Origin of the sequence: Flavobacterium polysaccharolyticum, from assembly GCF_038739875.1 — a bacterium.
In the GTDB taxonomy this organism is placed as follows: Bacteria; Bacteroidota; Bacteroidia; order Flavobacteriales; family Flavobacteriaceae; genus Flavobacterium; species Flavobacterium polysaccharolyticum.
The window spans coordinates 206,000-230,625 of record NZ_JBCGDP010000002.1 but is presented as its reverse complement, the minus strand read 5'-3'; the positions used below and the strand labels follow the sequence as shown (position 1 = coordinate 230,625).

Annotated in this window: 24 protein-coding genes; 15 read left to right on the top strand and 9 right to left on the bottom strand. The window is 35.3% G+C overall.

Annotation, left to right across the window (positions count from 1 at the left end; translation table 11 throughout):
* The first annotated feature begins 74 nt into the window (after nucleotides 1–74).
* A complete protein-coding gene (locus WFZ86_RS02870; RefSeq protein WP_342690525.1) occupies nucleotides 75–770 on the top strand; it encodes an alpha/beta hydrolase in 696 nt (231 codons plus the stop codon).
* 86 nt (nucleotides 771–856) lie between these two features.
* Here WFZ86_RS02870 and WFZ86_RS02865 read toward each other — a convergent pair whose 3' ends face one another.
* Nucleotides 857–1,447, bottom strand: a complete 591-nt coding sequence (locus tag WFZ86_RS02865; protein WP_342690524.1) for a chalcone isomerase family protein — start codon at nucleotides 1,445–1,447, stop codon at nucleotides 857–859.
* A gap of 482 nt (nucleotides 1,448–1,929) precedes the next feature.
* On the opposite strand from WFZ86_RS02865, the gene WFZ86_RS02860 reads away from it, so the two are divergent.
* From WFZ86_RS02860 to WFZ86_RS02820, 9 genes are all read left to right on the top strand, one after another.
* Nucleotides 1,930–3,069 carry an acyl-CoA dehydrogenase family protein gene (locus WFZ86_RS02860; RefSeq protein WP_159687255.1) on the top strand — a complete coding sequence of 380 codons (1,140 nt, stop codon included), beginning with the start codon at nucleotides 1,930–1,932 and terminating at the stop codon, nucleotides 3,067–3,069.
* A 113-nt stretch (nucleotides 3,070–3,182) separates the two neighbouring features.
* The gene (locus WFZ86_RS02855; RefSeq protein ID WP_342690523.1) at nucleotides 3,183–3,860 is read left to right on the top strand and encodes a Crp/Fnr family transcriptional regulator; all 678 of its coding nucleotides are present in this window, start codon (nucleotides 3,183–3,185) and stop codon (nucleotides 3,858–3,860) included.
* Between the two features lie 77 nt (nucleotides 3,861–3,937).
* On the top strand, nucleotides 3,938–4,534 hold the full coding sequence (locus tag WFZ86_RS02850) for a peroxiredoxin-like family protein (protein ID WP_342690522.1): 597 nt from the start codon (nucleotides 3,938–3,940) through the stop codon (nucleotides 4,532–4,534).
* 211 nt (nucleotides 4,535–4,745) lie between these two features.
* Nucleotides 4,746–5,207: a YHS domain-containing (seleno)protein gene (locus WFZ86_RS02845; protein WP_342690521.1), complete on the top strand. Its 462-nt coding sequence runs from the start codon at nucleotides 4,746–4,748 to the stop codon at nucleotides 5,205–5,207.
* Nucleotides 5,208–5,213: 6 nt separating this feature from the next.
* On the top strand, nucleotides 5,214–5,603 hold the full coding sequence (locus WFZ86_RS02840; RefSeq protein ID WP_315172207.1) for a DoxX family protein: 390 nt from the start codon (nucleotides 5,214–5,216) through the stop codon (nucleotides 5,601–5,603).
* 1 nt (nucleotide 5,604) lies between these two features.
* Nucleotides 5,605–6,093 carry a DinB family protein gene (locus tag WFZ86_RS02835; protein WP_342690520.1) on the top strand — a complete coding sequence of 163 codons (489 nt, stop codon included), beginning with the start codon at nucleotides 5,605–5,607 and terminating at the stop codon, nucleotides 6,091–6,093.
* Nucleotides 6,081–6,788, top strand: a complete 708-nt coding sequence (locus WFZ86_RS02830) for an NRDE family protein (protein WP_342690519.1) — start codon at nucleotides 6,081–6,083, stop codon at nucleotides 6,786–6,788. Before WFZ86_RS02835 ends, WFZ86_RS02830 begins: the two co-directional genes overlap by 13 nt.
* A gap of 10 nt (nucleotides 6,789–6,798) precedes the next feature.
* Nucleotides 6,799–7,833, top strand: coding sequence for an ATP-grasp domain-containing protein (locus WFZ86_RS02825; RefSeq protein ID WP_342690518.1), 1,035 nt, complete (start codon nucleotides 6,799–6,801; stop codon nucleotides 7,831–7,833).
* 3 nt (nucleotides 7,834–7,836) lie between these two features.
* Nucleotides 7,837–8,475 (top strand): hypothetical protein, encoded by a 639-nt coding sequence (locus WFZ86_RS02820; protein WP_342690517.1) that lies wholly within the window; start codon nucleotides 7,837–7,839, stop codon nucleotides 8,473–8,475.
* Nucleotide 8,476: 1 nt separating this feature from the next.
* Here the strand turns inward: WFZ86_RS02820 and WFZ86_RS02815 are convergent, their stop codons facing one another.
* Entirely contained in the window at nucleotides 8,477–9,046 is a 570-nt protein-coding gene (locus tag WFZ86_RS02815) for a GNAT family acetyltransferase (RefSeq protein WP_342690516.1), read from the bottom strand.
* Between the two features lie 116 nt (nucleotides 9,047–9,162).
* Between WFZ86_RS02815 and WFZ86_RS02810 the strand changes: the two genes are divergently transcribed.
* From WFZ86_RS02810 to WFZ86_RS02800, 3 genes are read left to right on the top strand one after another with little or no spacing between them, the layout of a single operon-like run.
* The gene (locus WFZ86_RS02810) at nucleotides 9,163–9,840 is read left to right on the top strand and encodes an SDR family NAD(P)-dependent oxidoreductase (RefSeq protein WP_342690515.1); all 678 of its coding nucleotides are present in this window, start codon (nucleotides 9,163–9,165) and stop codon (nucleotides 9,838–9,840) included.
* Nucleotides 9,841–9,869: 29 nt separating this feature from the next.
* Nucleotides 9,870–10,469 carry a SprT-like domain-containing protein gene (locus tag WFZ86_RS02805; RefSeq protein ID WP_342690514.1) on the top strand — a complete coding sequence of 200 codons (600 nt, stop codon included), beginning with the start codon at nucleotides 9,870–9,872 and terminating at the stop codon, nucleotides 10,467–10,469.
* A gap of 46 nt (nucleotides 10,470–10,515) precedes the next feature.
* Nucleotides 10,516–11,574 (top strand): mannose-1-phosphate guanylyltransferase, encoded by a 1,059-nt coding sequence (locus WFZ86_RS02800; RefSeq protein WP_342690513.1) that lies wholly within the window; start codon nucleotides 10,516–10,518, stop codon nucleotides 11,572–11,574.
* 79 nt (nucleotides 11,575–11,653) lie between these two features.
* On the opposite strand, the gene WFZ86_RS02795 is transcribed toward WFZ86_RS02800, so the two are convergent.
* From WFZ86_RS02795 to gcvP, 6 genes are all read right to left on the bottom strand, one after another.
* The gene (locus tag WFZ86_RS02795) at nucleotides 11,654–12,415 is read right to left on the bottom strand and encodes an ABC transporter ATP-binding protein (RefSeq protein WP_342690512.1); all 762 of its coding nucleotides are present in this window, start codon (nucleotides 12,413–12,415) and stop codon (nucleotides 11,654–11,656) included.
* Nucleotides 12,412–13,161 (bottom strand): MlaE family ABC transporter permease, encoded by a 750-nt coding sequence (locus tag WFZ86_RS02790; RefSeq protein ID WP_342690511.1) that lies wholly within the window; start codon nucleotides 13,159–13,161, stop codon nucleotides 12,412–12,414. The genes WFZ86_RS02795 and WFZ86_RS02790 overlap by 4 nt, the downstream gene beginning before the upstream one ends.
* Before the next feature lie 47 nt (nucleotides 13,162–13,208).
* Nucleotides 13,209–14,057, bottom strand: coding sequence for a glycosyltransferase family 2 protein (locus tag WFZ86_RS02785; protein ID WP_342690510.1), 849 nt, complete (start codon nucleotides 14,055–14,057; stop codon nucleotides 13,209–13,211).
* 94 nt (nucleotides 14,058–14,151) lie between these two features.
* Entirely contained in the window at nucleotides 14,152–14,673 is a 522-nt protein-coding gene (locus WFZ86_RS02780) for a methyltransferase (RefSeq protein ID WP_342690509.1), read from the bottom strand.
* Between the two features lie 470 nt (nucleotides 14,674–15,143).
* A complete protein-coding gene (locus WFZ86_RS02775) occupies nucleotides 15,144–16,202 on the bottom strand; it encodes a 3-oxoacyl-ACP synthase III family protein (RefSeq protein ID WP_342690508.1) in 1,059 nt (352 codons plus the stop codon).
* 291 nt (nucleotides 16,203–16,493) lie between these two features.
* Nucleotides 16,494–19,343, bottom strand: a complete 2,850-nt coding sequence (gene gcvP, locus WFZ86_RS02770) for an aminomethyl-transferring glycine dehydrogenase (RefSeq protein WP_342690507.1) — start codon at nucleotides 19,341–19,343, stop codon at nucleotides 16,494–16,496.
* A gap of 235 nt (nucleotides 19,344–19,578) precedes the next feature.
* Here gcvP and WFZ86_RS02765 point away from each other — a divergent pair, with 235 nt between their 5' ends.
* Nucleotides 19,579–20,382 carry a UbiA prenyltransferase family protein gene (locus WFZ86_RS02765; protein ID WP_342690506.1) on the top strand — a complete coding sequence of 268 codons (804 nt, stop codon included), beginning with the start codon at nucleotides 19,579–19,581 and terminating at the stop codon, nucleotides 20,380–20,382.
* Between the two features lie 62 nt (nucleotides 20,383–20,444).
* A complete protein-coding gene (locus WFZ86_RS02760) occupies nucleotides 20,445–22,127 on the top strand; it encodes a DUF885 family protein (protein WP_342690505.1) in 1,683 nt (560 codons plus the stop codon).
* A 62-nt stretch (nucleotides 22,128–22,189) separates the two neighbouring features.
* Here WFZ86_RS02760 and WFZ86_RS02755 read toward each other — a convergent pair whose 3' ends face one another.
* On the bottom strand, nucleotides 22,190–24,097 hold the full coding sequence (locus tag WFZ86_RS02755; protein WP_342690504.1) for an SPFH domain-containing protein: 1,908 nt from the start codon (nucleotides 24,095–24,097) through the stop codon (nucleotides 22,190–22,192).
* Nucleotides 24,098–24,626: the final 529 nt, after the last annotated feature.

The following is a 24,626-nucleotide window of genomic DNA, read 5'->3' as shown; positions in this document are numbered from 1 at the left end:
ACCCAAAAATGCTACAGCGAAAAGGTTTTGCACTTTTTTGTAACCCCTTTGCTCACAAAGTCAAACCACACCAAATGCAATTTTTGGAAAAAGGTATTTCTGATGTAATTGAGTATGAAAGCTATAAAATCCAAACCTATAAATGGGGGAATGGTTCCAAAAAAATACTGCTAGTACACGGTTGGGCAAGTCATTCGTTTAGATGGAAAAAATATGTGGAGCAGTTGTTGCATCAAGACTTTACCGTTTATGCGCTAGATGCTCCCGCACACGGATTGTCTTCTGGTAAAATGATACACGTTGTTTTGTATGCTCAAGTCATAGATATGTTTTTACAAAGAAAGCCAGATGTTACTGCTATTGTGAGTCACTCCATTGGAGGATTTGCTACAGCCTATTATTTAGACCATTATAAGTCCCACAATATTGAAAAAGTGATTATCATGGGCGCTCCTGGAGAGGCTTCTGATTTTTTTGACTTTTACAAAAAAACGCTAGGTTTGAGTTCAAAAGCTTTGGAGATAATAATCAAGGAATTCCAGTTGCAGTTAGGGCAATTGCCTAGCTATTTTTCTACTGCAAAATTTGCTGAGCATCTTACTATTCCAGCTTTAATCATTCACGATAAAGGAGATGAAGCTACCCATCATTATTATTCTATTCGATTAAACAAGCACTGGAAAAATAGCCAACTGGTCTTGACTGAAGGATTGGGTCACGATTTGAAAAGTAAGGAAATAATTCAGATGGTAGTCAATTTTGTCAACTAGTCTAAATAAAAATTGCCGTTTCTGATATTTTATCAGAAACGGCATTTACTTTTTTGGGGGCAAAAAAGGTAGATTACGTGATGTGTTTATTTTACTTTTCCTAAAAGTGCATCTTTAAGTTCTGCATCGACTGGATTGTTCGACAACCAAATTCCGAAAAAGGCTTTTTTGAAATCAAAACCAGGAATCTTTCCTTCTAATTGGTTGTTTTTGTAGACTAAAATTGCTTTTTCATTAGATGAATAAATCAAATTGAAAGCGTCATTCTCAACAGTTGCTTCACGGTTTAATAGTTTTTCTAATAAATCCAGCTGCATTTTAAATTGAGGTAGATTTTGTTCACCGATAGATTTCACCATTCCTTTGTGTAAAGATTTTGAAAGTTTTTGTGAACTTACTAATGATGAGGTAATTTGTAAACGAATCCCCATATTGGTATCACTATCTAAAATATCTTTGGCATCTTCTGATAATTGTGATAAATACAAAGCTTGTACGTACACTTCTGTCCAAAATTTAGTTCGAGACCCAAACCCATTTAGTTGTAGTTTTTGATTTTCAAAATCGATAGTTCTAGGAACAGTTACGCCATTGACTGAAAATTTTTCTTGAGCGATTCCTTTTGAAAACGAAAGCGTTAAAAAGAACACTACTAGTAAAGTAATCGAGTTTTTCATAAGTGACACTGAGTTAAAAAATGGTTTGCAAATTTATATCAAAGAGAAGGTTTTTCAACATTGTTTTTTGTTTAAAAAAAACTATTGAATAATCTTTAATTATTTTAGGTTCAATTTGTTATAAAAGTAATGAGAGTTTTTGAAATTAAAAGGATTTGTTAGGTTTTGTGTTAATATGTTAATTTTTACACAATGCTAAATAAGCTGTTTTTTATAAAAAAAAAGAATATATGAGCAAAGTCTTGATTTTTTGTGTCTTTTAAACGTCTAGAAACGAATGTATTTGAGTTTTTTTGAACGTTTTTTTACTGACAAATTAGTTTAGAAAAAGCTGAATGAGAATCAATATTTAAGTACTTTACAAGAAAAGTTGATAATTGTTTTAGACAAAAGCTAAATTAACGAAATCGTTTGAATTTTTAATATTTAAATTCTATTTTTGAATGCAAAATTTGAATACTTACAAAAAAACTAAATACAACATGGATTTTAATCTTACTGAAGAGCATCTAATGATTCAACAGGCGGCAAGAGATTTTGCTCAAACAGAATTGCTACCTGGAGTGATAGAAAGAGACGAACATTCTAAGTTCCCAACGGAGCAAGTAAAAAAAATGGCAGAACTAGGATTTTTGGGAATGATGGTAGACCCAAAATATGGTGGAGCTGGATTAGATAGCATTTCTTATGTTTTAGCTATGACAGAGATAGCCAAAGTAGATGCTTCTGCAGCAGTAATCATGTCTGTAAACAATTCATTAGTTTGTGCAGGATTAGAAAAGTATTGCAGCGAAGAGCAAAAAATGAAGTATTTGGTTCCTCTTGCAAAAGGAGATGTTATAGGTGCGTTTTGTTTGTCAGAGCCTGAAGCAGGTTCAGATGCGACTTCTCAAAAGACGACTGCTATTGATATGGGAGACCATTACTTATTAAATGGTACTAAAAATTGGATTACTAACGGAGGTACGGCTTCTACTTATTTAGTAATCGCTCAAACCGATATCGAAAAAGGACATAAAGGAATCAATGCTTTTATCGTTGAAAAAGGTTGGGCAGGTTTTGAAATTGGTCCAAAAGAAAAGAAAATGGGAATTCGCGGTAGTGATACGCACTCCTTATTATTTACTGATGTAAAAGTTCCTAAAGAAAACAGAATTGGTGCAGACGGTTTTGGATTTGCTTTTGCTATGAATGTTTTGAACGGAGGTAGAATCGGAATTGCTTCTCAAGCGTTAGGTATAGCTACTGGAGCTTATGAGTTGGCTTTGAAATATTCGCAGGAGCGTAAAGCATTCGGAAAAGAAATTTTCAAACACCAAGCCATTGCATTTAAATTGGCCGATATGTACGTGAAAATTACAGCTGCCAAATTGTTAATTATGAAAGCAGCTTGCGAAAAAGATGCTGGACAAGATATTGCACATTCCGGAGCTATGGCTAAATTATATGCCTCAGAAATTGCATTAGAAGTAGCGAACGAAGCAGTTCAAATTCACGGTGGAAACGGATATGTGGCAGAATACCACGTAGAGCGTATGATGCGTGATTCTAAAATTACTCAAATTTATGAAGGAACTTCTGAAATTCAGCGAATTGTGATTTCGAGAGGTTTGGTTTCGTAAACAGAGACTATACTATTTTAAACCATTAAAGAACTAAGACGGTAAGTTCCTATTTTACCTAAACTTAATTCTTTAATGGTTTTTTCGTATAAATAATTTGATACATTTGTTTTATGTATGAAGAATTAAAATATTGGTATCTGCGTGATCACAAGTTGTTTTGGACCTTAAACGGGAGCCAATTGAAACAATTATGCATAATTACAGGTTTTAAAAAAGCCAAAAAGGGAGAGATTATTTATTTTTCTTCCTCTGAATTGCCTCGTGTTTTTTTGCTTAAAAAAGGAAATATCAAAATTGTTTATGTAGACGAAGACGGCAATGAAACCATTAAAGATATTATTCAAAAAGGGGATTTGTTTGGCGAGTTAGAATTGGATAGCGATAAGAACTCGAATGAATACGCCAAAGCACTAACCGACGAAATTATTATTTGTAGTTTCTTGCTCTCTGATTTCGAGAACTTATTGTTGGAACATCCTTCCTTGGCGTTGTCGTACACGAAGTTTGTAGGCTTAAAAATGAAACGCATCAAAAACAATTATGCGAATTTGATTTCTAAAGATGCCAAAACACGCTTGCTCACTTTTCTAAAAGAATGGGCGGAGCGAGATGGAAAAACCATTGACAATCGCATCGTTATTGAAAATTACCTTACCCAAAACGATATCGCCCAAATCATTTGCACCTCCAGACAAACCGCAACGCAATTGCTCAACGAGTTGGAAGAAAAAGGCATCCTATACTACAGCCGTAAAGAAATTATTATTGAGGATATCTCGCTTTTGTAGTTTTTGAGGGAAAAGTAAAGTACCCGACATTTGGTTTCTTAAAAGTCAAGTAGTTTTGAAGTATTAAATTTTAAACTATGAAAAAATTACTTGTATTAGCGTTTATTTCAATTGTTGGAATCTCAAATGCACAAAACGAACTTCCAAAAACGGCTTTGGAGATTGCTCCATTATTGATTGGTGAAAAAATTCCAGCCGTTACCTTACTTTCTTCGGAAGGGAAAACGGTAAAGCTTCTTGACATTATCCAAAAACAAAAAACAATAGTCGTGTTTTACCGAGGCGGATGGTGTCCGTATTGCAATATTCAATTAGCAGCATTAGGTCAAAATGAGCAAGAGTTGTTGGCGTTAGGTTTTCAAATCATTGCAGTGAGCCCAGATGCTCCCGCAGCATTGCTTCAAACAGACCAAAAGGAAAAATTGAATTATTTACTATTATCGGATAGCAAAGGAGAATTGTCTAAAGCGATGGGCTTGGCTTTTCAAGCACCAGAAAACTACAAACCTATTATTACCAAAGGATCCGAAGGAGTAAATACTACTTTCTTGCCTGTTCCTGCAGTTTTCTTTGTCGGAACCAATGGACTGATTCAGTTTGAACACATCACACCTGATTTTAAAAATAGAATTTCTTCGGAATTGTTGGTGGCAGTTACCAAAGCTTTAAAATAGTTTTTGTAGGGGTGTTTTAGTAAAATTAGTTGAGTTCAATGAATAAAAACTCCGTCAGCTATTGGCGGAGTTTTTTGTAAAGTGTTTTAACAGATCTATTTTGGGCAATTTTTTTATTATTTTCTTTCAAATGTAAACTAACGGACAAAACGTAAATAGTCCACTCAATACATTTGTACCATAAGAAAATAACAATTTAAAAATAAACGAAATGAAAAATACACTTGTAATACTGTTATTGGCCTTTACAACGGCTACGACTTTTGCTCAAAGCGCTATTAAACGTGCAGCAGAATTTAATTTAGAAAAAAAAGTAGGGATTCAGGGGTATGATCCTGTGGGGTATTTCAAACAAAACAAAGCAGTAAAAGGCAAAGCAGCTTTGGCGACTACTTACGAAGGGATTACCTATTATTTCTCCTCGCCAGCCAATAAAGATAGTTTCGTCAAAAATCCAGCGGGTTTTGAACCGCAATATGGAGGTTGGTGTGCTTATGCTATGGGAAGTTCGGGTGAAAAAGTAGCAATCAATCCCGAAACTTTCAAGATTGTAGAAGGCAAATTGTATCTGTTTTATAATGCCTTTTTTAATAATACTTTGAAAAGTTGGAATAAAGAAGAAGCCCAATTGAAAGCAAAGGCTGATTCGAATTGGAAAAAAATCATTAAATAAGAAATCATGAAAACAACTATTGTATCGTGGATATTAAGGTTAGTCGCAGCCGGTATCTTACTTCAAACGCTCTTTTTTAAGTTTACCGCGGCGCCAGAAAGCGTGTATGTTTTTTCGACTTTAGGCATCGAACCTTTTGGAAGAATTGGTTCTGGAGTAGCGGAGCTAATTGCAGCAGTTTTACTTCTGATTCCAAGAGTAACTTTATTAGGAGCGCTAATGAGTATTGGAGTAATGTTTGGAGCAATAGCTTCACATATTTTAGTTTTGGGTTATGAAGTGCAAAATGACGGAGGGACACTTTTTATTTTGGCTTTAATTACGTTTATTTGTTCTGTGGCTTTAGTTTTTATTCATAAAAATCAGATTTCTAATCTGTTAAAATTGAAATTTTAATATGTTGACTGCATCTGTAAAAAATAGTTTGAATGAATTAATTGGCTTTTTGGAACAATTATCTGATACGGATTATACATTTCCTTGTCCTGAACTTAGCGGAGCCACTATTGGGGAACATATGCGTCACATCATCGAAATGTATCAATGCTTGCAAAAGCAATACTATACTGGAGTCGTGAATTATGATTTGAGAGCCCGAAACAAACAAATTCAAACCGATAGTCTTTTTGCCATCACTCAGATTGAGGAAGTAAAAGCCAACTTAGACTTAGAAAATAAGCCTTTGGTTTTACAACAAGTAATAGATGGACAAGTGATTACTGTCGAAAGCAATTACATCAGAGAACTTTTGTACAATTTAGAACATTGCATTCACCATCAGGCCTTAATAAAAGTTGGGTTGTTGCACTGTCAGGCGATTGCTATCGACGATAATTTTGGCGTGGCATGTTCTACCATTGAGTATAGAAAACAATGTGCACAGTAAGTTTTGTCTGCACCAACGGAAAAGTAATCCTTACTTCGAATAGGGATGAAAAAGTAAATCGCCCAGCTCTTGCACCCAAACGCTATTGTTATAACGGAAAAGTAGTGTTGTTTCCTAAAGATCCAAAAGCAGGTGGAACTTGGTTTGCCGTTTCGGAAGGTGGAGTGGTGGTGGTTTTGCTTAATGGTGCAGAAGAAAAACACGAAGTGCAACTCCATTACGGAAAAAGTAGAGGCTTAATTATATTGGAAATTTGTAGTGCGAGTGATGCTATTCAACAATGGGAAATCCTCGATTTAAGTGCTGTCGAACCTTTTACTTTGGTGGTTTTCGAAAACCAAAAGCTTTTCCAGTTGCGTTGGAATGGGAAGATGAAAACCAAACAAGAATTATCCATTTCGGAAAAGCATATTTGGTCCTCAGCAACTTTGTATACTCCAGAAATTCGAACACTTCGTAAACAATGGTTTGACGCTTTTATCCAAGAAAATCCTAATCCAACCCCTGACGAAGTGCTTCATTTTCATCAATCCACCCAAGGCAATAATAAAGAATTCGGGTTAGTAATCGACAGAAACAACGTATTGAAAACAACAAGCATTACTCAAACGGTTATTGAATCGAATAAAGTGACATTAGGCTACAATGATTTATTGCAACAGCAGAGTCAAACCAATACTTTTATCATCATTTAAATCCTCAAAATTGAAATTATTTTTTCATAAGCTTTTTCATTGGGAGTATTGGCCATTTCAAGTGGTGTACTTTCCTATTTATTTTCTGTGGACGTATTATGCCATAAGAGCGCGTTCTATTTTTTTCTTCAATGCGGCAAATCCGTCCATTAAAAATGGAGGTTTTATGATGGAATCTAAAAAAGCCATTTATAATTTAATTCCAAAAAAAGAATACCCAGAAACCCTTTTGATTGCTTCGGGAACTTCAATTCCAATGATTTTAAAAAAGATTCAAAAGGAACAAATTGCGTTTCCATTTATCGCTAAACCAGATATTGGCTTAAGAGGTTCTGGAGTAAAAAAAATTAAAAATTTAGCCGATTTAGAAAATTATGTTGCTCAAGCCGATTTTGATTTTTTGATTCAAAATTTAATTCCATTTTCGAACGAAGTAGGCATTTTTTACGTCCGTTTTCCACACGAAAAGTCAGGTAGAATCACTGGAATCGTAGCCAAAGAATTTTTGATTGTTGAAGGAGATGGCGTTTCGACCATTACTCAATTGCTACAAATGAATCCCCGCTATGCTATGCAATTGAAAGCCTTGCAAAAAGAGTATGGGAAAAAACTAGATAAGATTGTGCCTAAAGGGGAGAAGCGAAATTTAGTGCCTTATGGGAATCACGCCCGAGGAGCCAAATTTATCGATGCAAGCGACTTAATCACTGAGAAGTTGAATGCAACAATAGACAAATTATGTGTTCAAATTCCAGGGTTTTACTTTGGGCGTTTGGACGTTATGTATAACGATTTTGAGGAATTAGAACGAGGAATTAATTTTTCGATTGTTGAGTTGAACGGCGCCGCTAGCGAACCCACTCATATTTATGACCCGAAGCACTCGCTTTGGTTTGCTTGGAAAGAGCTAGCGAGACATATTACCTATATGTTCCAAATTAGCGTAGCCAATCATCAATTAGGTTTTCCTTATTTGAGTTATGCTGAAGGAATGCAACAATATCGAATGCATTTGGAACAAAACAAAAAAATAATCAATTTTTAAACGATGCGAATTCTTAAGAATCTTTTTTTTGGTTTTCTTGTAAGCTTCTTAGGGTCGCTTCCTTTGGGGTATCTCAATATTGTTGGGGTGGCCATTTTGGCGCATTCCAAATGGCAATCATTGGTGCTTTATCTACTAGGTGTTATTTTGGTGGAAGTAGTGGTAGTTTACGGAACTATTTTTTTTGTGAATCAGTTGGTGGCAAATAAAAAATGGATGAAGAATATTGATTTTTTCGCCATTTTTTTTCTACTAGGATTGGCAGTGGTGTTTCGGTTGAGCTCAAATGATTCAGCTGCTTCTGTTGATTTTTTGAAGGAATATGTGGCGTATTCCTCTTTCTTTATAGGATTGGTATTGTGTGCGTTAAATTTTTTGCAGATTCCGTTTTGGGTGGGATGGAATTTATATTTGGTCAACGCTAACCGCATTGTTTTGACCCACCGACTTCAGCATTTTTATCTTCTAGGTATTATATTTGGAACTTTTTTGGGCATGCTTCTAGCGATTGTAGTGTTAGATTCGCTTGCACAAAAAAACTTCTCGTTCACTTCTTATATCTTACCGGTTTTTATTCCTATTTTTTTTGTGATTTTAGCTGTTTTTCAAATGAGAAAAGTGCATAAAAAGTATTTAAAATAATTCATTCAATATTTTGCTTCATATCATATGCCATAACATAATACTCATTAGTGTTGTATTGGAATTCATCGATAACTTGCCATTGTAATTTTTCGGTATGAGCCTTATAAGAAGGAATATTTGTTTTGTTGATAAATGTTAAGGCCAAAGGATATTGATTGATCATGTGAATTCTCATAAATTCGAATATCGCTTTGATGATTCCTTGGCCTCTGTAATTCTTGTCTATACAAATTGGTCCATATTGAAAACTATTGCCTTCAGAGATGTCAAAATTTCTATAGGAAAATCTAGGGAACAGACTTGTCATGTATTCAAAAATAGGCCATTGTTTGAAAAATTCCCAGTGGGAAGCAAAAATAAAGCCAATAATTGCATTGTCATTCTGAGCAATAAAAAGTCCCTTTTGGTCAATTACAGTTTGGATTTGCTCCACAGTTAAAGCAGTTGTTATAAACCCCTCTTGCTTTTCGGCTTCATTCAAATTTCCCACCAAGTTGGCTTGATGGAGTGCTACAATTCCCGGAATGTCTTCTTTGGTAGCGATTTTTAAGCTATACGATACAGTCATGCGTTTTTATTATAGAAATTTAAAGATACAAAATAGCAATATATTAATAGTATTTCATAATAAGCTTTTTAAATTTTTCAAGCTCAATTTGTTTATGTTTTGCTTATTTTTGTGCTATGAAAAAAATTATTATTACTGGAACTTCTAGAGGTATTGGGTATGAAATGGCGTTGCTATTTGCTAATGCCGGTCATCAAGTATTGGCCATTTCAAGAAAAACACCTCAAATATTAATCGAAAACGAAAATATTACTTGTTTGTCTATCGATTTATCTACCGAAGAGGATTTGTATCAAGTAACAGATTTTCTTGATAGCAGCTGGAAAAATGTAGATGCCATTATACACAACGCTGGTGCTTTATTGAATAAGCCTTTTGCCACCATTACTCAAGCAGATTTTGAAGCGATTTATAGAGTCAATGTTTTTGCAGTAGCAAATCTTACTCGGATTGTGTTGCCTTATTTGCAAAAAGGAAGCCATGTAGTAACGATTAGTTCTATGGGAGGAGTCCAAGGCAGTTTAAAATTTGCAGGATTAGCAGCTTACAGTTCAAGCAAAGGAGCAGTGATTACGCTATCAGAATTATTGGCTGAGGAATATAAAGAGCAAGGCATTGCTTTCAACGTATTAGCGTTAGGCGCAGTTCAAACCGAAATGCTTGAAGAAGCTTTTCCTGGTTATCAAGCTCCATTATCTGCTGCTGAAATGGCTCAATATATTTTCGATTTCACACTTACCGGAAACAAATACTATAACGGAAAAGTATTGCAAGTCACTACGAGTAATCCTTAGCCCGCTAGCCCCCAAAAGGGGGAACTAATATGAGCGATACCCTTTTAAAATATTTGCCTGAACATGCCGTAAAGCCAGTTTTTGAACTGATTGTTGCGAATCAAGTGCATTTAAAGATCGTTAATGAACGTGTCACTCGTCACGGAGATTATCGGAAGGGATTGAGTGGAAAGCATGAAATCACTGTAAATGCTAGTCTGAATAAATACCGTTTCTTGATTACGTTAATCCATGAGATTGCTCATTTGGTGGCTTTTGAAAAATTTGGACGCAACATTAAACCCCATGGTGCAGAATGGAAATATACGTTTCAACGTTTGATGGTTCCGTTTATAAGACCAGAAATTTTTCCCAATCACTTATTGCCATTATTAGCAAGACATTTTAAGAATCCCGCAGCAAGTAGCGATACCGATGCTACTTTGGCCTTGGCACTAAAACAGTTTGACCAACAAAACGATAAAAACTATATCTTTGAAATTCCTTATGGGAGTATTTTTAGGATTCATAACGGAAAAATTTTCAAAAAAGGAGCACTTAGAACAAAGCGATACGAATGTGTTGAAATTAGTTCCAATAGGATGTATCTATTTAATCCTAATGCTGAAGTCGAATTATTACCTCATTAAACAACTAAATAGCACAAAGTAATTGTGCTGTAAGACATAAAATACTATGAATAAAAACTATTATGCCATTTTGATGGCCGGAGGAGTAGGATCTCGTTTTTGGCCAGTAAGTACCACAGAGTTTCCAAAACAATTTCACGATATGTTGGGTACTGGAGAGACGCTGATTCAAAAGACATTTAGTCGATTGTCGCAGTTAATTCCAAAAGAGAATATACTGATTCTTACTAATGAAGCATACAATGCTATTGTACTAGAACAATTACCTATGGTAAGTCAAGAACAAATTGTTCTAGAACCTGCTATGAGAAATACAGCACCTTGTATTCTATTTGCTTCGCTAAAAATCAAAAAACTGAATCCAAACGCCGTAGTTGTTGTTGCTCCTAGTGATCACTGGATTGAAGACGAAATGCAATTTGTAGCTAATTTGCAGCTTTCTTTTGATTTATGTGAAAGAGAAGAAACACTAATGACTTTGGGTATTTTACCTACTTTTCCTAATACCGGTTATGGCTATATTGAATATGATAAATTGGATAGTAGACCTATTAAAAAAGTAGTACAGTTTCGCGAAAAGCCAGATTATCCGACTGCCAGAAAGTTTGTTCAAAGTCGAAATTTTCTATGGAATGCTGGAATATTTATTTGGAGTATTCCTTCTATTCTAAAAGCTTTCGAAGCTTTTCAACCCGCAATGTTAGCTCATTTTATGCAGGGGTACAGTAGTTATAATACTGCTTCTGAGAATGATTTTATAAAAGAGTATTATCCATTAGCAGAAAACATTTCTATTGATTATGCCATTATGGAAAAAGCGAAAAATACTTTTGTTTTGCCAGCAACGTTTGATTGGAATGATTTAGGGACTTGGGGGTCATTATATGATAAATTGCCCAAAGACAAACAAGATAACGCCGTGGTTAATGCAACAGTGATTTTAGAAAATGCTTCTAATAATATCATTCGTACTGCAGCTAAAAAACTAGTAGTTGTTGATGGATTGAATGATTTTATTATTGTAGATAAAGAAGATGTTTTGTTGATTTATCCTAAAAGTAAGGAACAAGACATAAAATTGATTGCTAATAAATTGAAGGAGTAAACAGATTGCTGTTAGCAGTAATTAGATGGATTTGCTATCAAATTAAAAAGGCTTGTTTCATTTAGAAACAAGCCTTTTTTTATCCTTTTAAATAAGCTTCTCTTACCTTTTTGAATAAGTTTGAAGAGTATACAAAGTCTACAATAGCTTCGTTGTCGGTTCTGAAAATTTCTTCTTTGGTGCCTTGCCATTCTTTGATTCCGTTTTTCAGGAATAGAATGTTTTCTCCTATTTCCATCACAGAGTTCATGTCGTGCGTATTAATTACTGTGGTGATATTGTATTCTTCGGTGATTTCTTTGATCAAATTATCAATGATAGTTGAGGTATTTGGGTCCAAACCAGAGTTGGGTTCATCACAAAATAAATACTTTGGGTTATTCACTATCGCACGAGCAATAGCTACCCTTTTTTGCATTCCACCTGATATTTCTGAAGGTAGTTTTTTATGTGCATCAATTAAGTTGACTCTTTTTAAAACAAAATCAACGCGATCGTTAATTTCTGAAGGGCTATTGTGAGTGAACATTTTTAATGGAAAACCTACGTTCTCAGCAACAGTCATCGAATCGAACAAAGCACTACCTTGAAAAACCATTCCAATTTCTGTTCGTAATTCCCTCTTTTCTTCAGGTAATAATTCTGAGTAGATTCTTCCGTCAAAAGAAATAGTACCTTTTTCAGGATAATGAATGCCTAAAAGACTTTTTAATAACACGGTTTTCCCAGAACCACTCTGCCCAATGATTAGGTTGGTCTTTCCAGCTTCAAAAAGACAAGAAACGCCTTTCAAAACTTTACTGCCGCCAAATGATTTTTCTATGTTTTTGATTTCTATCATGCGCCAAGTAATAATTGGGTTAAAATATAGTTTGAAGTAATGATACATACCGATGTCCATACAAAAGAAACGGTACTGGCTTTACCTACTTCTAATGCGCCACCTTTCATATAATAGCCATGAAAGGAAGGAATTGTAGCCAAAAGCATCGCAAAAATGATAGTTTTTATAAATGCATATGTTATATGAAAAGGAATGAAATCCAACTGCACTCCCGTGATAAACGATTCGCTTGAGGTAAAACCTCCATATACTGCAGCCATCCATCCACCAAATACGCCCAAAAACATACTAATGCCAATTAGAAACGGATATAAAAACAGGGCTATTATTTTAGGAAACACCAAATAGTTCAAGGAGTTAACTCCCATTACCTCTAGGGCGTCTATTTGTTCTGTCACACGCATAGTACCAATACTCGATGTAATAAAAGACCCCATTTTTCCAGCCATAATTACTGAAATAAAGGTAGGGGCAAACTCTAAAATTACCGATTGTCTTGTGGCAAAACCAATCAAATAGGTTGGAATTAACGGATTGGTTAAATTCAAAGCCGTTTGTATAGAAACTACTCCACCAACGAAAAATGAAATGAAACAAACAATTCCCATCGAGTTGATGATGAGGTCGTCGATTTCTTTAAAAATAAGATTCTTCATCACTGACCATTTGGTTTGTTTGATAAAGATTTCTTTGAGCATCAGAAAGTATTTTCCGATTTGTGAGATGTAGCGGATGAGCATCATAGATTGTAAAATAGTACCAAAAATAGTAATTAGTTTTCAACTGCTTGTTAAAACAGTTTTTCTTTCATTTTTTTCCATCGGTAGTTTCTAAAAAATTTAGCTTGTTCTGCTGTTACAAATAATGGTTTCCCGGATGATTTTGCTTTCAAAAAACCCATCATGTAATCAATAAATAAAAGGGGTCTCCCTTTTCGCATTGCCAATTTTAATGATGAAATAGCCGTGATAATAAATCCATAACCCAAGCTGTAAAATGCTTCGCCTTGTTTGTATCTAGCTGCTTTATTGTAGCTTGCGCCTGTTGGTTTGAGATGCTTTACATGCAGACTTTCGTCGGTGACTACTTTCCAATTGTAAAACTTGCATAACAACTCGTCTACAGTATCCCAACCCATAGCCGGTTTTAGCCCTCCAATTTGTTTGAAAGTTTCTTTTCGATAAGCTTTTAGCGCACCACGAATATGGTCTTTGTCCGTTAAATTTTCTAATATCCACTCCCCATTTTTTTCGATGTAGCAAAAACCACCCACCATTCCAATGCGTTCATCGGATTGGAAATGTTTAATAATAGTTTCGAAATAATTGGAAGGAAATATTAAATCGGCATCAATCTTTACAATTAAATCATAGTTGTCGTCCAAGGTTTCGAATCCTTTTTCAAAAGCTTGAATGACTTTACTTCCCGGTAGATGTATGTTTTCTGATGATTTGTTGACCAAACTTATGTATGGATTATTTTTAGCAAAGGCCAATACAACATCAGCGGTTCTATCTGTTGAATTGTCATTGACCACCACAATTTTTGAAGGCAAAACAGTTTGCGAAATCAGTGATTGCAGTGTCAAACCAATTAAAGCTTCTTCGTTATAAGACGGTATGACGATATAGTATTTCATAAAAAATAAAATTCCAAAACTTTAAAATTCCAAATTCCAAATGATTGGATGAGTCCAAAATTGGAAATTGGAATTTCATTTTTGTGATTTGTTTTTAGGCTCGTTCAGCGTAAACAATATAATATCTTGGTGTGAAAAAACGCAATAGCGGACGGAATCCTATTTTTTTTACGGGATGAGTAAATTTTTCTCTTGCGATAATTTTCCAGCCTGTTTTTTCTAATAACCAGTCCAATTGCCAATCTTCAAATTCGTGGTAATGTCTGTCCCACATGTCAGTTTTACTGCGATAAGCAGGTGAAAACCATAAACGAAGAGGGATTGAAATCAATAATTTGTCGCATTTTACATTTTGCAAAACAGTATAAGGATTCAATAAATGTTCAAAGATTTCGAAGGCAGTAAAAACCGTATAGTCTTCAGATTGTAAGGCGTTCTGATTGTTGTCTAAATCTTCGCCAGTGGTGTTTTTTACGGTATATCCATTTTCTTCCATAATTTTTGAGAAAGGGTTGGGAACGCCTAAATCAAAAATGGTTTCTTGGGTAGTGATGTGTTTTTGTAAAAATTCTAAAGTATGCTTGAATCGTTTATTGGGAAATGTTTTTTCGTACATAGTAATGGGTGTTGACCTTTTGGAAACAAGGCGCAAATATACAAATTATATGTGTTTTGAATGCATTGTAAATAGGGTGTTCTCTTTTAACTATTTTGCCACAAATTACACTAATTCAGCACAAATTCGAATGCGTTTTGATTCCACAAATTATAGTATCGTATTATTTGTAAAATTTACCACTTTTTTCAAGAAATTGTACATGCAATTTGCGCATTCGTGGCTACTTTTTTTAAATGAATGCCCTGCAGTGTATAGCCCAGATAAAAACGAAAAGCCCACAGCACTGGGGTTTAATTTTTGCTGGTGCATCAAAGCGACTAAAAGAAGCTCTTGAGGAGCCTTGCAAAAATAAACTTCAGGGCGAGGACTTGTAGTGGATAGCTGGATGGGCTCCTGAAAAATAGTGATTAGTCCATAGTGATTAGCACAATTTGAGCTAAGGACTTAGGACTAGTTACTAATCGCTACTAGTAACGATAGACAAAGGCGTTGACATTCATTCCGGCACCAACAGAGGCAAACATAATAACGTCTCCTTTATGGATTTCGTGGTTTTCGATTTGGCCTTTCGTCAATAAGTCGTATAAAGTTGGGACGGTGGCCACACTACTGTTTCCTAGTTCGTTGATACTCATTGGCATAATGTCTTTAGGTGGTGTTTGTCCATAAAGTTTGTAAAAACGGTGAATGATCGCTTCGTCCATTTTTTCATTGGCCTGATGAATCAATATTTTTTTGACTTGATTGATTTCGATACCGCTTTTGTCCAAACAACTTTTCATTGCAGCAGGAACTTTGCTTAGTGCAAATTCGTATATTTTGCGGCCATACATCTTGATGTATCGCGTGTTAGGATTCAAGTCTTGATTGTATGATTTACCGAAAAACAAATAATTCGCTTCGTCTATGGCAAAAGTACCGCTTTCGTAAGACAGCATTCCTGTTTCGGAATCCGACCCTTCGATGATAGCAGCTCCAGCGCCATCTGCATAAATCATTGAGTCTCTATCGTGAGCATCTACTACTCTTGATAGGGTTTCGGCTCCAATAACTAAGCAACGTTTTGCCATTCCAGAGGTGATAAAGGCATTGGCTTGTAGCACGCCTTCAATCCATCCTGGACAACCAAAAAGAATGTCATAAGCCACACATTTTGGATTCTTGATTTGTAATTTGTTTTTTACTCTTGTCGCTAGACTTGGGAGAGTGTCCGCTTGAATGGTTCCGTGATTGACATCACCAAAATTATGTGCGTAAATAATGTAATCAATGGTTTCCGGATCAATTTTGGCATCTTCAATTGCTTTTTGTGCAGCAAAATAAGCCAAGTCGGAGGAGTTTAAATGATCCTCAGCATAACGACGTTTTTCGATGCCTGTGATTCCTTTGAATTTATCAATCACTACATCATTTGGATAGGCAAAAGCAGAGCCATCTTCGTTTAAAAAGACGTGTTTATCGAAGTCGGTGTTGTGAATTTTGAGGGTAGGAATGTAGCTTCCAATTCCGGTTATTTGTATTTTCATCTGGGTATTTTTGGTATAATCCAAGCTAAATTAAACATTAAAAAATAATTCGAGTCATAAAATTTACTATGCATGCATATAATTATGAAATAATAATTTTTTTTCTAGAATTATTGTTTATTTTTTAATGAATTTCGGGTTTTTGCCTAATTTCAAACGTTTGAGATCGAATGCGGTATTATTTTTAGAGAGAGTCTTTTTATTTCATAATAATAAAAATATGACTTTCAATAAAAAACCCGACAGTTCGAATTCTGTCGGGTTCAATAAAATATTTAAAAAGGAAGATTTTTAACTCTCCATATAAGCTTCGATAGGAGCACAGCTACAAACTAGGTTTCTATCTCCGTAAGCGTCATCGGCTCTGCGCACAGTAGGCCAGAATTTGTTTTCGGCAATATACTCTAATGGGAAAGCAGCCTGTTCTCTGCTGTATGGGAAATCCCAAGTTTCAGCAGTTAGCATCGCTAAAGTATGTGGTGAATTTTTCAATACATTATTACTGTCCTCGATAGTTGCTGCTTCAATTTCTTTTCGGATGGAAATCATAGCGTCACAGAAACGATCCAATTCTTCTAAGTTTTCACTTTCAGTTGGTTCGATCATTAAGGTACCTGCTACAGGGAAAGAAACCGTTGGCGCGTGGAAACCATAATCCATCAAACGTTTAGCGATATCAGTTACTTCGATTCCTTTTTGTTTGAAAGGACGACATTCCAAAATCATTTCGTGTGCGGCACGACCCATTTCACCAGAATATAAAGTGTCATAGTGACCGTTTAATTTTTCTTTGATGTAGTTGGCATTTAAAATAGCGTGTTCCGTTGCTGATTTTAATCCCTCAGCACCTAACATTGAAATGTATCCATAAGAAATCAAGCAAACTAAAGCAGATCCCCAAGGTGCAGCAGAAATAGCGGTAATTGCATTTTCTCCTCCAGTTGGAATTACTGGGTTTGTTGGTAAAAATGGAACCAATTGAGGCGCCACACAAATTGGTCCAACACCTGGTCCACCACCACCGTGAGGAATAGCGAAGGTTTTGTGTAAGTTCAAGTGGCAAACATCCGCACCAATAGTAGCTGGATTGGTTAAGCCTACTTGAGCGTTCATATTCGCACCGTCCATATATACTTGACCACCGTTATCGTGAATGATTTTGGTGATTTCTTGGATAGCACTTTCGAATACCCCGTGAGTAGATGGATAAGTAACCATCAAACAAGAAAGGTTGTCTTTGTGTAGCATCGCTTTTTCACGTAAATCTTCTACGTCAATGTTTCCATTGTCCAAAGTTTTGGTTACCACTACTTTCATACCTGCCATAGCAGCAGAAGCTGGGTTGGTTCCGTGAGCTGAAGATGGAATTAAAGCGATGTTTCTGTGGTGATCTCCACGAGATTTGTGGTACGCACGAATTACCATTAATCCTGCATATTCTCCTTGGGCTCCTGAGTTAGGTTGCAAAGTAGTACCAGCAAATCCTGTGATTACATTTAATTGTTGTTCTAATTTGCGCAACATTTCTTGGTATCCTTGTGCTTGATCAAGTGGAGCAAAAGGATGAATGTTATTCCATTGTGGGTTGCTAAGTGGCAACATTTCTGAAGCTGCGTTCAATTTCATAGTACAAGAGCCTAAAGAAATCATCGAATGGTTCAATGATAAATCTTTACGTTCTAGCATTTTGATGTAACGCATCATTGCTGATTCAGAATGGTATTTATTGAAAACATCGTGTTGTAAAAACGAAGATGTTCTATTTAATTCTTCTGGGAAGTGGTTGGTTACTGTTAATTCAGTAATTTCAGGAGCTTGAGTTCCTTTTGCGGCAGCGAAAATGCTAACAATTTTGGCTACGTCTTCGATGCTAGTGGTTTCGTTGAATGCAATAGAAACTGTTGCTTCGTCGATATAGAAGAAGTTGATATTGTTTTGTTCTGCTAATGCTTTTATTTTTTGAGCCTCAGCTTTCACTACAATAGTATCGAAGAAAGCGCTGTTGGTTTGCTCGTAGCCTAATTTAGTCAATTCGTTAGCTGTTGTTGCAGCCACGGCGTGTACTTTATTAGCGATATAGCGTAAGCCTTTAGGTCCGTGGTACACCGCGTACATACCTGCCATAACAGACAATAATACTTGTGCTGTACAAATATTTGAGGTAGCTTTTTCACGTTTGATGTGTTGTTCACGAGTTCCTAAAGCCATTCTCAATGCTCTATTTCCGTTCGCATCAATAGTTACTCCGATGATACGGCCTGGCATAGAGCGTTTGTATTCGTTTTTGGCAGCAAAATACGCTGCGTGTGGCCCACCATATCCTAATGGAATTCCGAAACGTTGTGTAGTACCAATCACTACAGCTGCTCCCATTTCGCCTGGAGGAGTCAATTTTGTTAAACTCAAAATATCTGCTGCTACAGCTACTTTTATTTCGTTAGCTGCTGCTTTTGAGATAAATTGTGAATAGTCATATACTTGACCGAATTTACCTGGATATTGCAACATAGCTCCAAAAAAGTCTTCCGAGAATTCGAAAGTTTCGTGGTTACCCACTACCAATTCTATTCCGATTGGTGTAGAACGTGTTTGTAAAACTGATAAAGTCTGTGGTAAAATTTCTTCAGAAATGAAGAATTTGTTGGTATTGTTTTTCTTTTGATCGCGGGTTCTTACATCAAAAAGTAAAGCCATAGCCTCAGCTGCTGCAGTACCTTCATCAAGAAGTGAAGCATTGGCAATTTCCATACCTGTTAATTCAATCACCATCGTTTGGAAATTCAAAATAGCTTCCAAACGACCTTGCGCGATTTCGGCTTGGTAAGGAGTGTAAGCGGTGTACCATCCTGGGTTTTCAAAAATATTTCTTTGAATAACAGCAGGAACGATAGCCTGATGATAGCCTAAACCAATATAAGATTGGAAAACTTTATTTTTATTACCTAATTCTTGAATGTGATTCGCAAATTCATATTCTGTCATTGCAGGATCCAATTGCAGTGGTGCTTTTAGACGGATGTCATCTGGAAGGGTTTCATAAACGAGTCGTTCTATAGAATCAACTCCAATGGTTTTCAACATGTGTTGAAGGTCATTCTCTCTTGGACCAATGTGTCTTAAAGCAAAAGCATCTGTTCTCATTTGTACTAAATAGTGTTTTTTTATATTCTAAAACAAATTGGTCTGTAGTGTAATGTTTTGGATTACTTTTGATTATACAATCATCAGACTTTTTTTGAATTAAAATAGTAGGTGTTGTTTTTTTTGTGGTGCAAAAATAAGTATTATTAATAATTCATGATGTATTTTGTTGGGTATTTTTTATTGATTTTTCAACTAAAACCATGATTTGTTTACAATTGATTAATTTTGTTTAATGAAGATTTTCAGACATTTATTTCGTTTTTACATCAATAGCAGTATACACGTGGGCTTGTCTTGTTTGGCTTTGTTTTGTATTACTCAACAACAGTTATTTTTTTCTTCCCTTTTTTCTTTGGTATTATTTGTTTTTTTAGGGACTGTTTTTGCCTACAATTTTGTTAAGTATGAGTCATTAATTAGGAGGAGAAAAAATACTATCAGAAAAGAATTAAAAGCAATAGTTGGGTTTAGTGGGCTCGTTTTTTTGGGGTTGCTTTACTATTGCTTTCAGCTGCGATTCCAGACGCAATTAGGAGGTTTTTTTATTGTAGCACTCACCTTATTGTATGCTTTACCTTTTTTCCCTAATCGAAGCAATGCCAGGAATTGGAAAGGCATTAAAATTTATATCGTGTCTTTGTGTTGGACTTTGGCTACTGTTTTTTTGCCTGCTTTAGAAGGGGATTTTTCATTAGATGTTATGGTGTTTGTTTATGGTTTGCAGCGGTTTCTTTTGGTATTTGTCCTCATTCTGATTTTTGAAATCGTCGATTTAAAAAACGATGATCCCTTATTGCAAACCGTACCGCAACAAATAGGAGTGGAGCGAACTAAAAAACTAGGTTTTGGCTTGTTGGTTCTTTTTTTAGCTTTGGATTTTTTGAACGGGAATTTTAGTTTACTTTCTCTTTTTTTTATCCTAGTTACTGCCTTTTTTTTGGCTTTTGCCAATGAAAAACGTTCACATTATTATACTTTGTTTTGGGTGGAGGCTATTCCAATTTTTTGGTGGATTTTTTTGATTCTTTACAAGTAAGATTTATTTTAAAAAACCTTTCATTAATTGATTAAATTTGGCTGTTTTCAAAATAAATAGCAATGAAATTTAAAACCCTTTTTTTTGTTCTGTTTTGCACAGTTCATTCGTATGCCATTGATTTCAATGAAATTGTTTCCACTTTTTCCGCAGATAAATCGGCATTGCAACGAAAATTCTCCAACCATCTCTCGGATGTTTATTTTATTCGTTTCACACAATTTTATTCCGATTGGAAAGTAAAACTAGAAACCATAGATTTTGATTCCTTGAGCAAAGAGCAAAAAGTAGATTATGTTTTGCTTCGCAATTACATCGAAAAGAGCACCTATTTTCATCAATTAGCACAAAAAGAATTTGATAGTGTAAAATTTGTTGCAGAAAAGGCAAAAGAGATATATGATTTTAATGAAAAAAGAAAATCAGGAATCACCCCAAAATCGAGTCAATTAGCTGGAATTTTTGATGCTACGGAGAAAGCATTTCGCAATCAGATCAATACTATAAAAAACACAAACCCTTTTAGTAACTGGCAAAATGCGGATTTAGCAGCAAAAGTGATTAAGGCGTTAATTAAAGCGACAGAAGAATCGTTTGCTTTTTACAATGAATACAATCCTGATTTTATGTGGTGGATGCAGCAACCGCATCAAAAATTAATGAAAACCTTGGAAGAATATGAATTAGCGGTACGTCAAAATTATATAAATACCTCTGTAAAGGATGATGGCAGTGGAATTATTGGAAAACCGCTGGGTAGAGAAGCTTTACTTAAAGATTTAAAGTTTGAATTTATAGCCTATACACCAGAGCAACTGATTGAAGAAGCCAACAAACAATTTGCCTGGTGCGAAAATGAAATGCTTAAGGCTTCTCAAGCTATGGGCTTTGGTAAGGATTGGAAAAAAGCTTTAGAAAAAGTAAAGCAATCCTATGTGGCGCCAGGGGAATGGCAAGAAGATGTTAATCATTTGGCGAATGAAGCCGTTCAGTTTATAGAAGATAGAAATTTAATCACAGTTCCGCCATTAGCCAAAGAAACTTGGCGTATGACGATGCTCTCCGCAGAAGCACAAAAAATTAGCCCTTTCTTTTTAGGTGGTGAAGTGATTCAAATTGCTTATCCAACAGCGGGTATGGAATATGATGATAAAATGATGAGTATGCGAGGTAATAATCCTTATTTTTCTAGGGCTACGGTGCAACATGAATTAATTCCTGGGCATCATTTACAAATTTTCATGATGGATCGCTACAAACCCTATAGAATGCTTTTTGAAACTCCTTTTTGGATTGAAGGTTGGGGATTGTATTGGGAATTTAATTTATGGGACAAACAATTCCCTAGAACCCCAGAAGAAAAAATAGGAATGCTTTTCTGGAGAATGCACCGTTGTGCTCGAATCATTTTCTCTTTGAATTATCATTTAGAAAAAATGACACCACAACAATGTATTGATTTTTTGGTTGACAAAGTTGGACACGAAAGAGCCAATGCTTCCGCTGAGGTACGTCGTTCCTTTATGGGAGGATATGGGCCACTTTACCAAATTGCTTATATGACGGGAGGGTTACAATTTTACAGTTTAAGAAAACAATTAGTGGATTCTGGTAAAATGTCTGAAAAAGAATTTCATGATACGATTTTACAGAACAATGCAATGCCAGTAGAAATTGTTAAAGCCATTTTAACGGGTGAAGAGTTAAAAAAAGAAGCATCTCCTAAATGGAAATTTTTAGACTAAATTAATTGATAAAAAAGAAGCCGTCTCATTTGAGACGGCTTCTTTACTGGAATCAAAAAAAATTATTTCTTAGGAGTTGGTTTGTCTGTTTTGGCATCCATCATCTCCATTAGTTTCATACCTAATAAGCCGCTGATTCCGCCTTCAGAACCATTTGTTCCTGAAATTAAGACATCAGGAATTACTTTGATGTTTCCTTTTCCAATTTCTTCGGTAATTTTATATTTAGTAAAGTTATCACCGCCCATAGCTGAAACCTGTAATTGATAAGCTTCAGCTGTAGATTGACCAATAGCCTTGATTTTTTCAGCTTCTGCTAAACCAGTTTTAGAAATTTTTTCAGCCTCTGCGCTTGCATTTAATCTAGTAGCTTCTGCTTGTGCGCCGGCTCTTGCTTTAGTAGCTTCGGCTTCTGCATTGGCACGCATTTTAGTAGCCTCAGCTTCTGCATTTACATTAAGTTTCAAACTTGTAGCATCTCCTTCTGCTTTTTTAACTGTCGCATCAGCCGTTCTTTGAGCAATTTCAACACTTTGAGAGGCTTTTACGATTTCTTTTTGCATATCTGCAATAGCAGTTTCTTTTTCAACACCTTGACGTTGTTCTTGCGCCATTCTTTGGGTTTGATAGGTTTTTTGTTCCTCTTCAGCAATTTTTCTATCGGTCAACGTTTTCATTAAAGAATCTGGAGGAACGATATCACCAATTAGGGTGTCAACAGCATTTACGTTATATTCATCCAATACTGCTTTGATATGATTTTTAGCTGATTCTTGACGCTCTTTACGAGTACTTAAGAAGGAGATTACATCGCTATCTTGCGCTGAGTTTCTAAAATAGTTACCAATAGTTGGTTCCAAAACTTGCGACACTAAGTTGGTCATACTACCAAAACGAGCAATAACTTTTGGAGCTTCGTTAGCGGGAACGTGAATAATTTGTGCTACATCCAAATTAAAAGGGAAACCATCTTTTGAACGAACGGTAATTGTTGATAGATTCTTATCAAGGTCGTGGGATTCACTTCTTGCATTTGCCCAGTTTAGTACTAGGTTTGTTGTTGGAACAGGTTCAAGTTTTGTAGTGTATTTATTCAAAGCATATTTACCTGGACCAAACGGTTCCATCCAAACACCACGTTGTCCTTTTGATACAATATTACCGTGTTTAAAGGTGTCTCCCGTAACATCTTTTCCGTCTTCACCTATGTATGAAATGACAACTCCAACATAACCAATGGGTACATCTGTCATTGGGTTTTGTTCTATTTGAATCGCCCAAGTGTTGATGTAGTAAGAACCCGCCAGCATTACTTGGGGTTGCAAACCACGATTTCCGCCTTGTTCTAAGAAATAGTCAAAATCTTGAAAATTATTATGACCGTCTACATATTTACCTGCAATTTGTCCTTGTGGAATTGGATCGCCATCTAAGGCTGTTACAATTCCAACCATATTTTCAAAAATCTTTATTTGTTCAGCGATCACAATTTCGAACAAAAAGGTATTGATACGATAAGATCCAGTGGTTATAAAAGCGGATTGTCTTCCTTTTTGCCCACCATTAGTTAAGAAAGCAGTAGCGTCTTGAAAGTTATCACTATCTACTTTTCTTGCAAGGATGCGACCTGTTGGGATTTCTTTACCATCTTTACTCAATACTAACCCAATTTTTCCTTCAGGAATAATAGTAAATGGGGTCATATCTACTGAAAATTGCCAAATCCACATGCCCCAATACAAACCTGGAGCCAGTGTTTGAGCTTGGAATCCTGCTTCACCTTTAGTGGCTATAATTCTTCCGTCAGGTAACGATTTGTCCGCACCAAAGAGCACGAATTTTTTGGTTACTAATCCAATTTTGTCCTCGGGAACGATTACCATTCCAAAGAAAACTCTTAAAACAAATTTGTAAAGAACGATGGATAAAACAAGTAAAAATATCCACCAAAAATCTAGAATTGCAGTCATTATGAAATATTTTTTTGATTATTAATGTGTTTGATTTTTGTAGATAATGACTATAGAAAAATACTGTAATTTCCTTTTTTAGTTTCTGAATTCAAATTGTATAAGAAAATTGAAATTCCTTTATGAAGTTACAACAGCTGTGTGTTATTTTAGAATATCGTTATGGTATAAAATCATATATTATACGGAATCACTTATTAATTGTTACAAAAGAATTAGAAATATTTTTGAAAATAAAAATACTGAAGCATGCTACCTTGGTATTTTCCTGAATTCTAAATTTTATAGTTGTACTCATTTACAATAACCCCGCTTTCTTCAAAAATGTTTCTGGTTTTTACTCTTACTTATTTCTTTTGTTTTATAACAAAGAATCTCTTTCTCATGTCATTTTTTTGTTTAAATCATGAGTTCTATTATACTTTTATTAGGTGATGGGTGTTCAATTCGATAATCTATTTTAAAAAATGCGTAAAAAAATAGAATTGTTTGTGTCAGGAGCATAAAATGGAATTGATACTGTTTACTC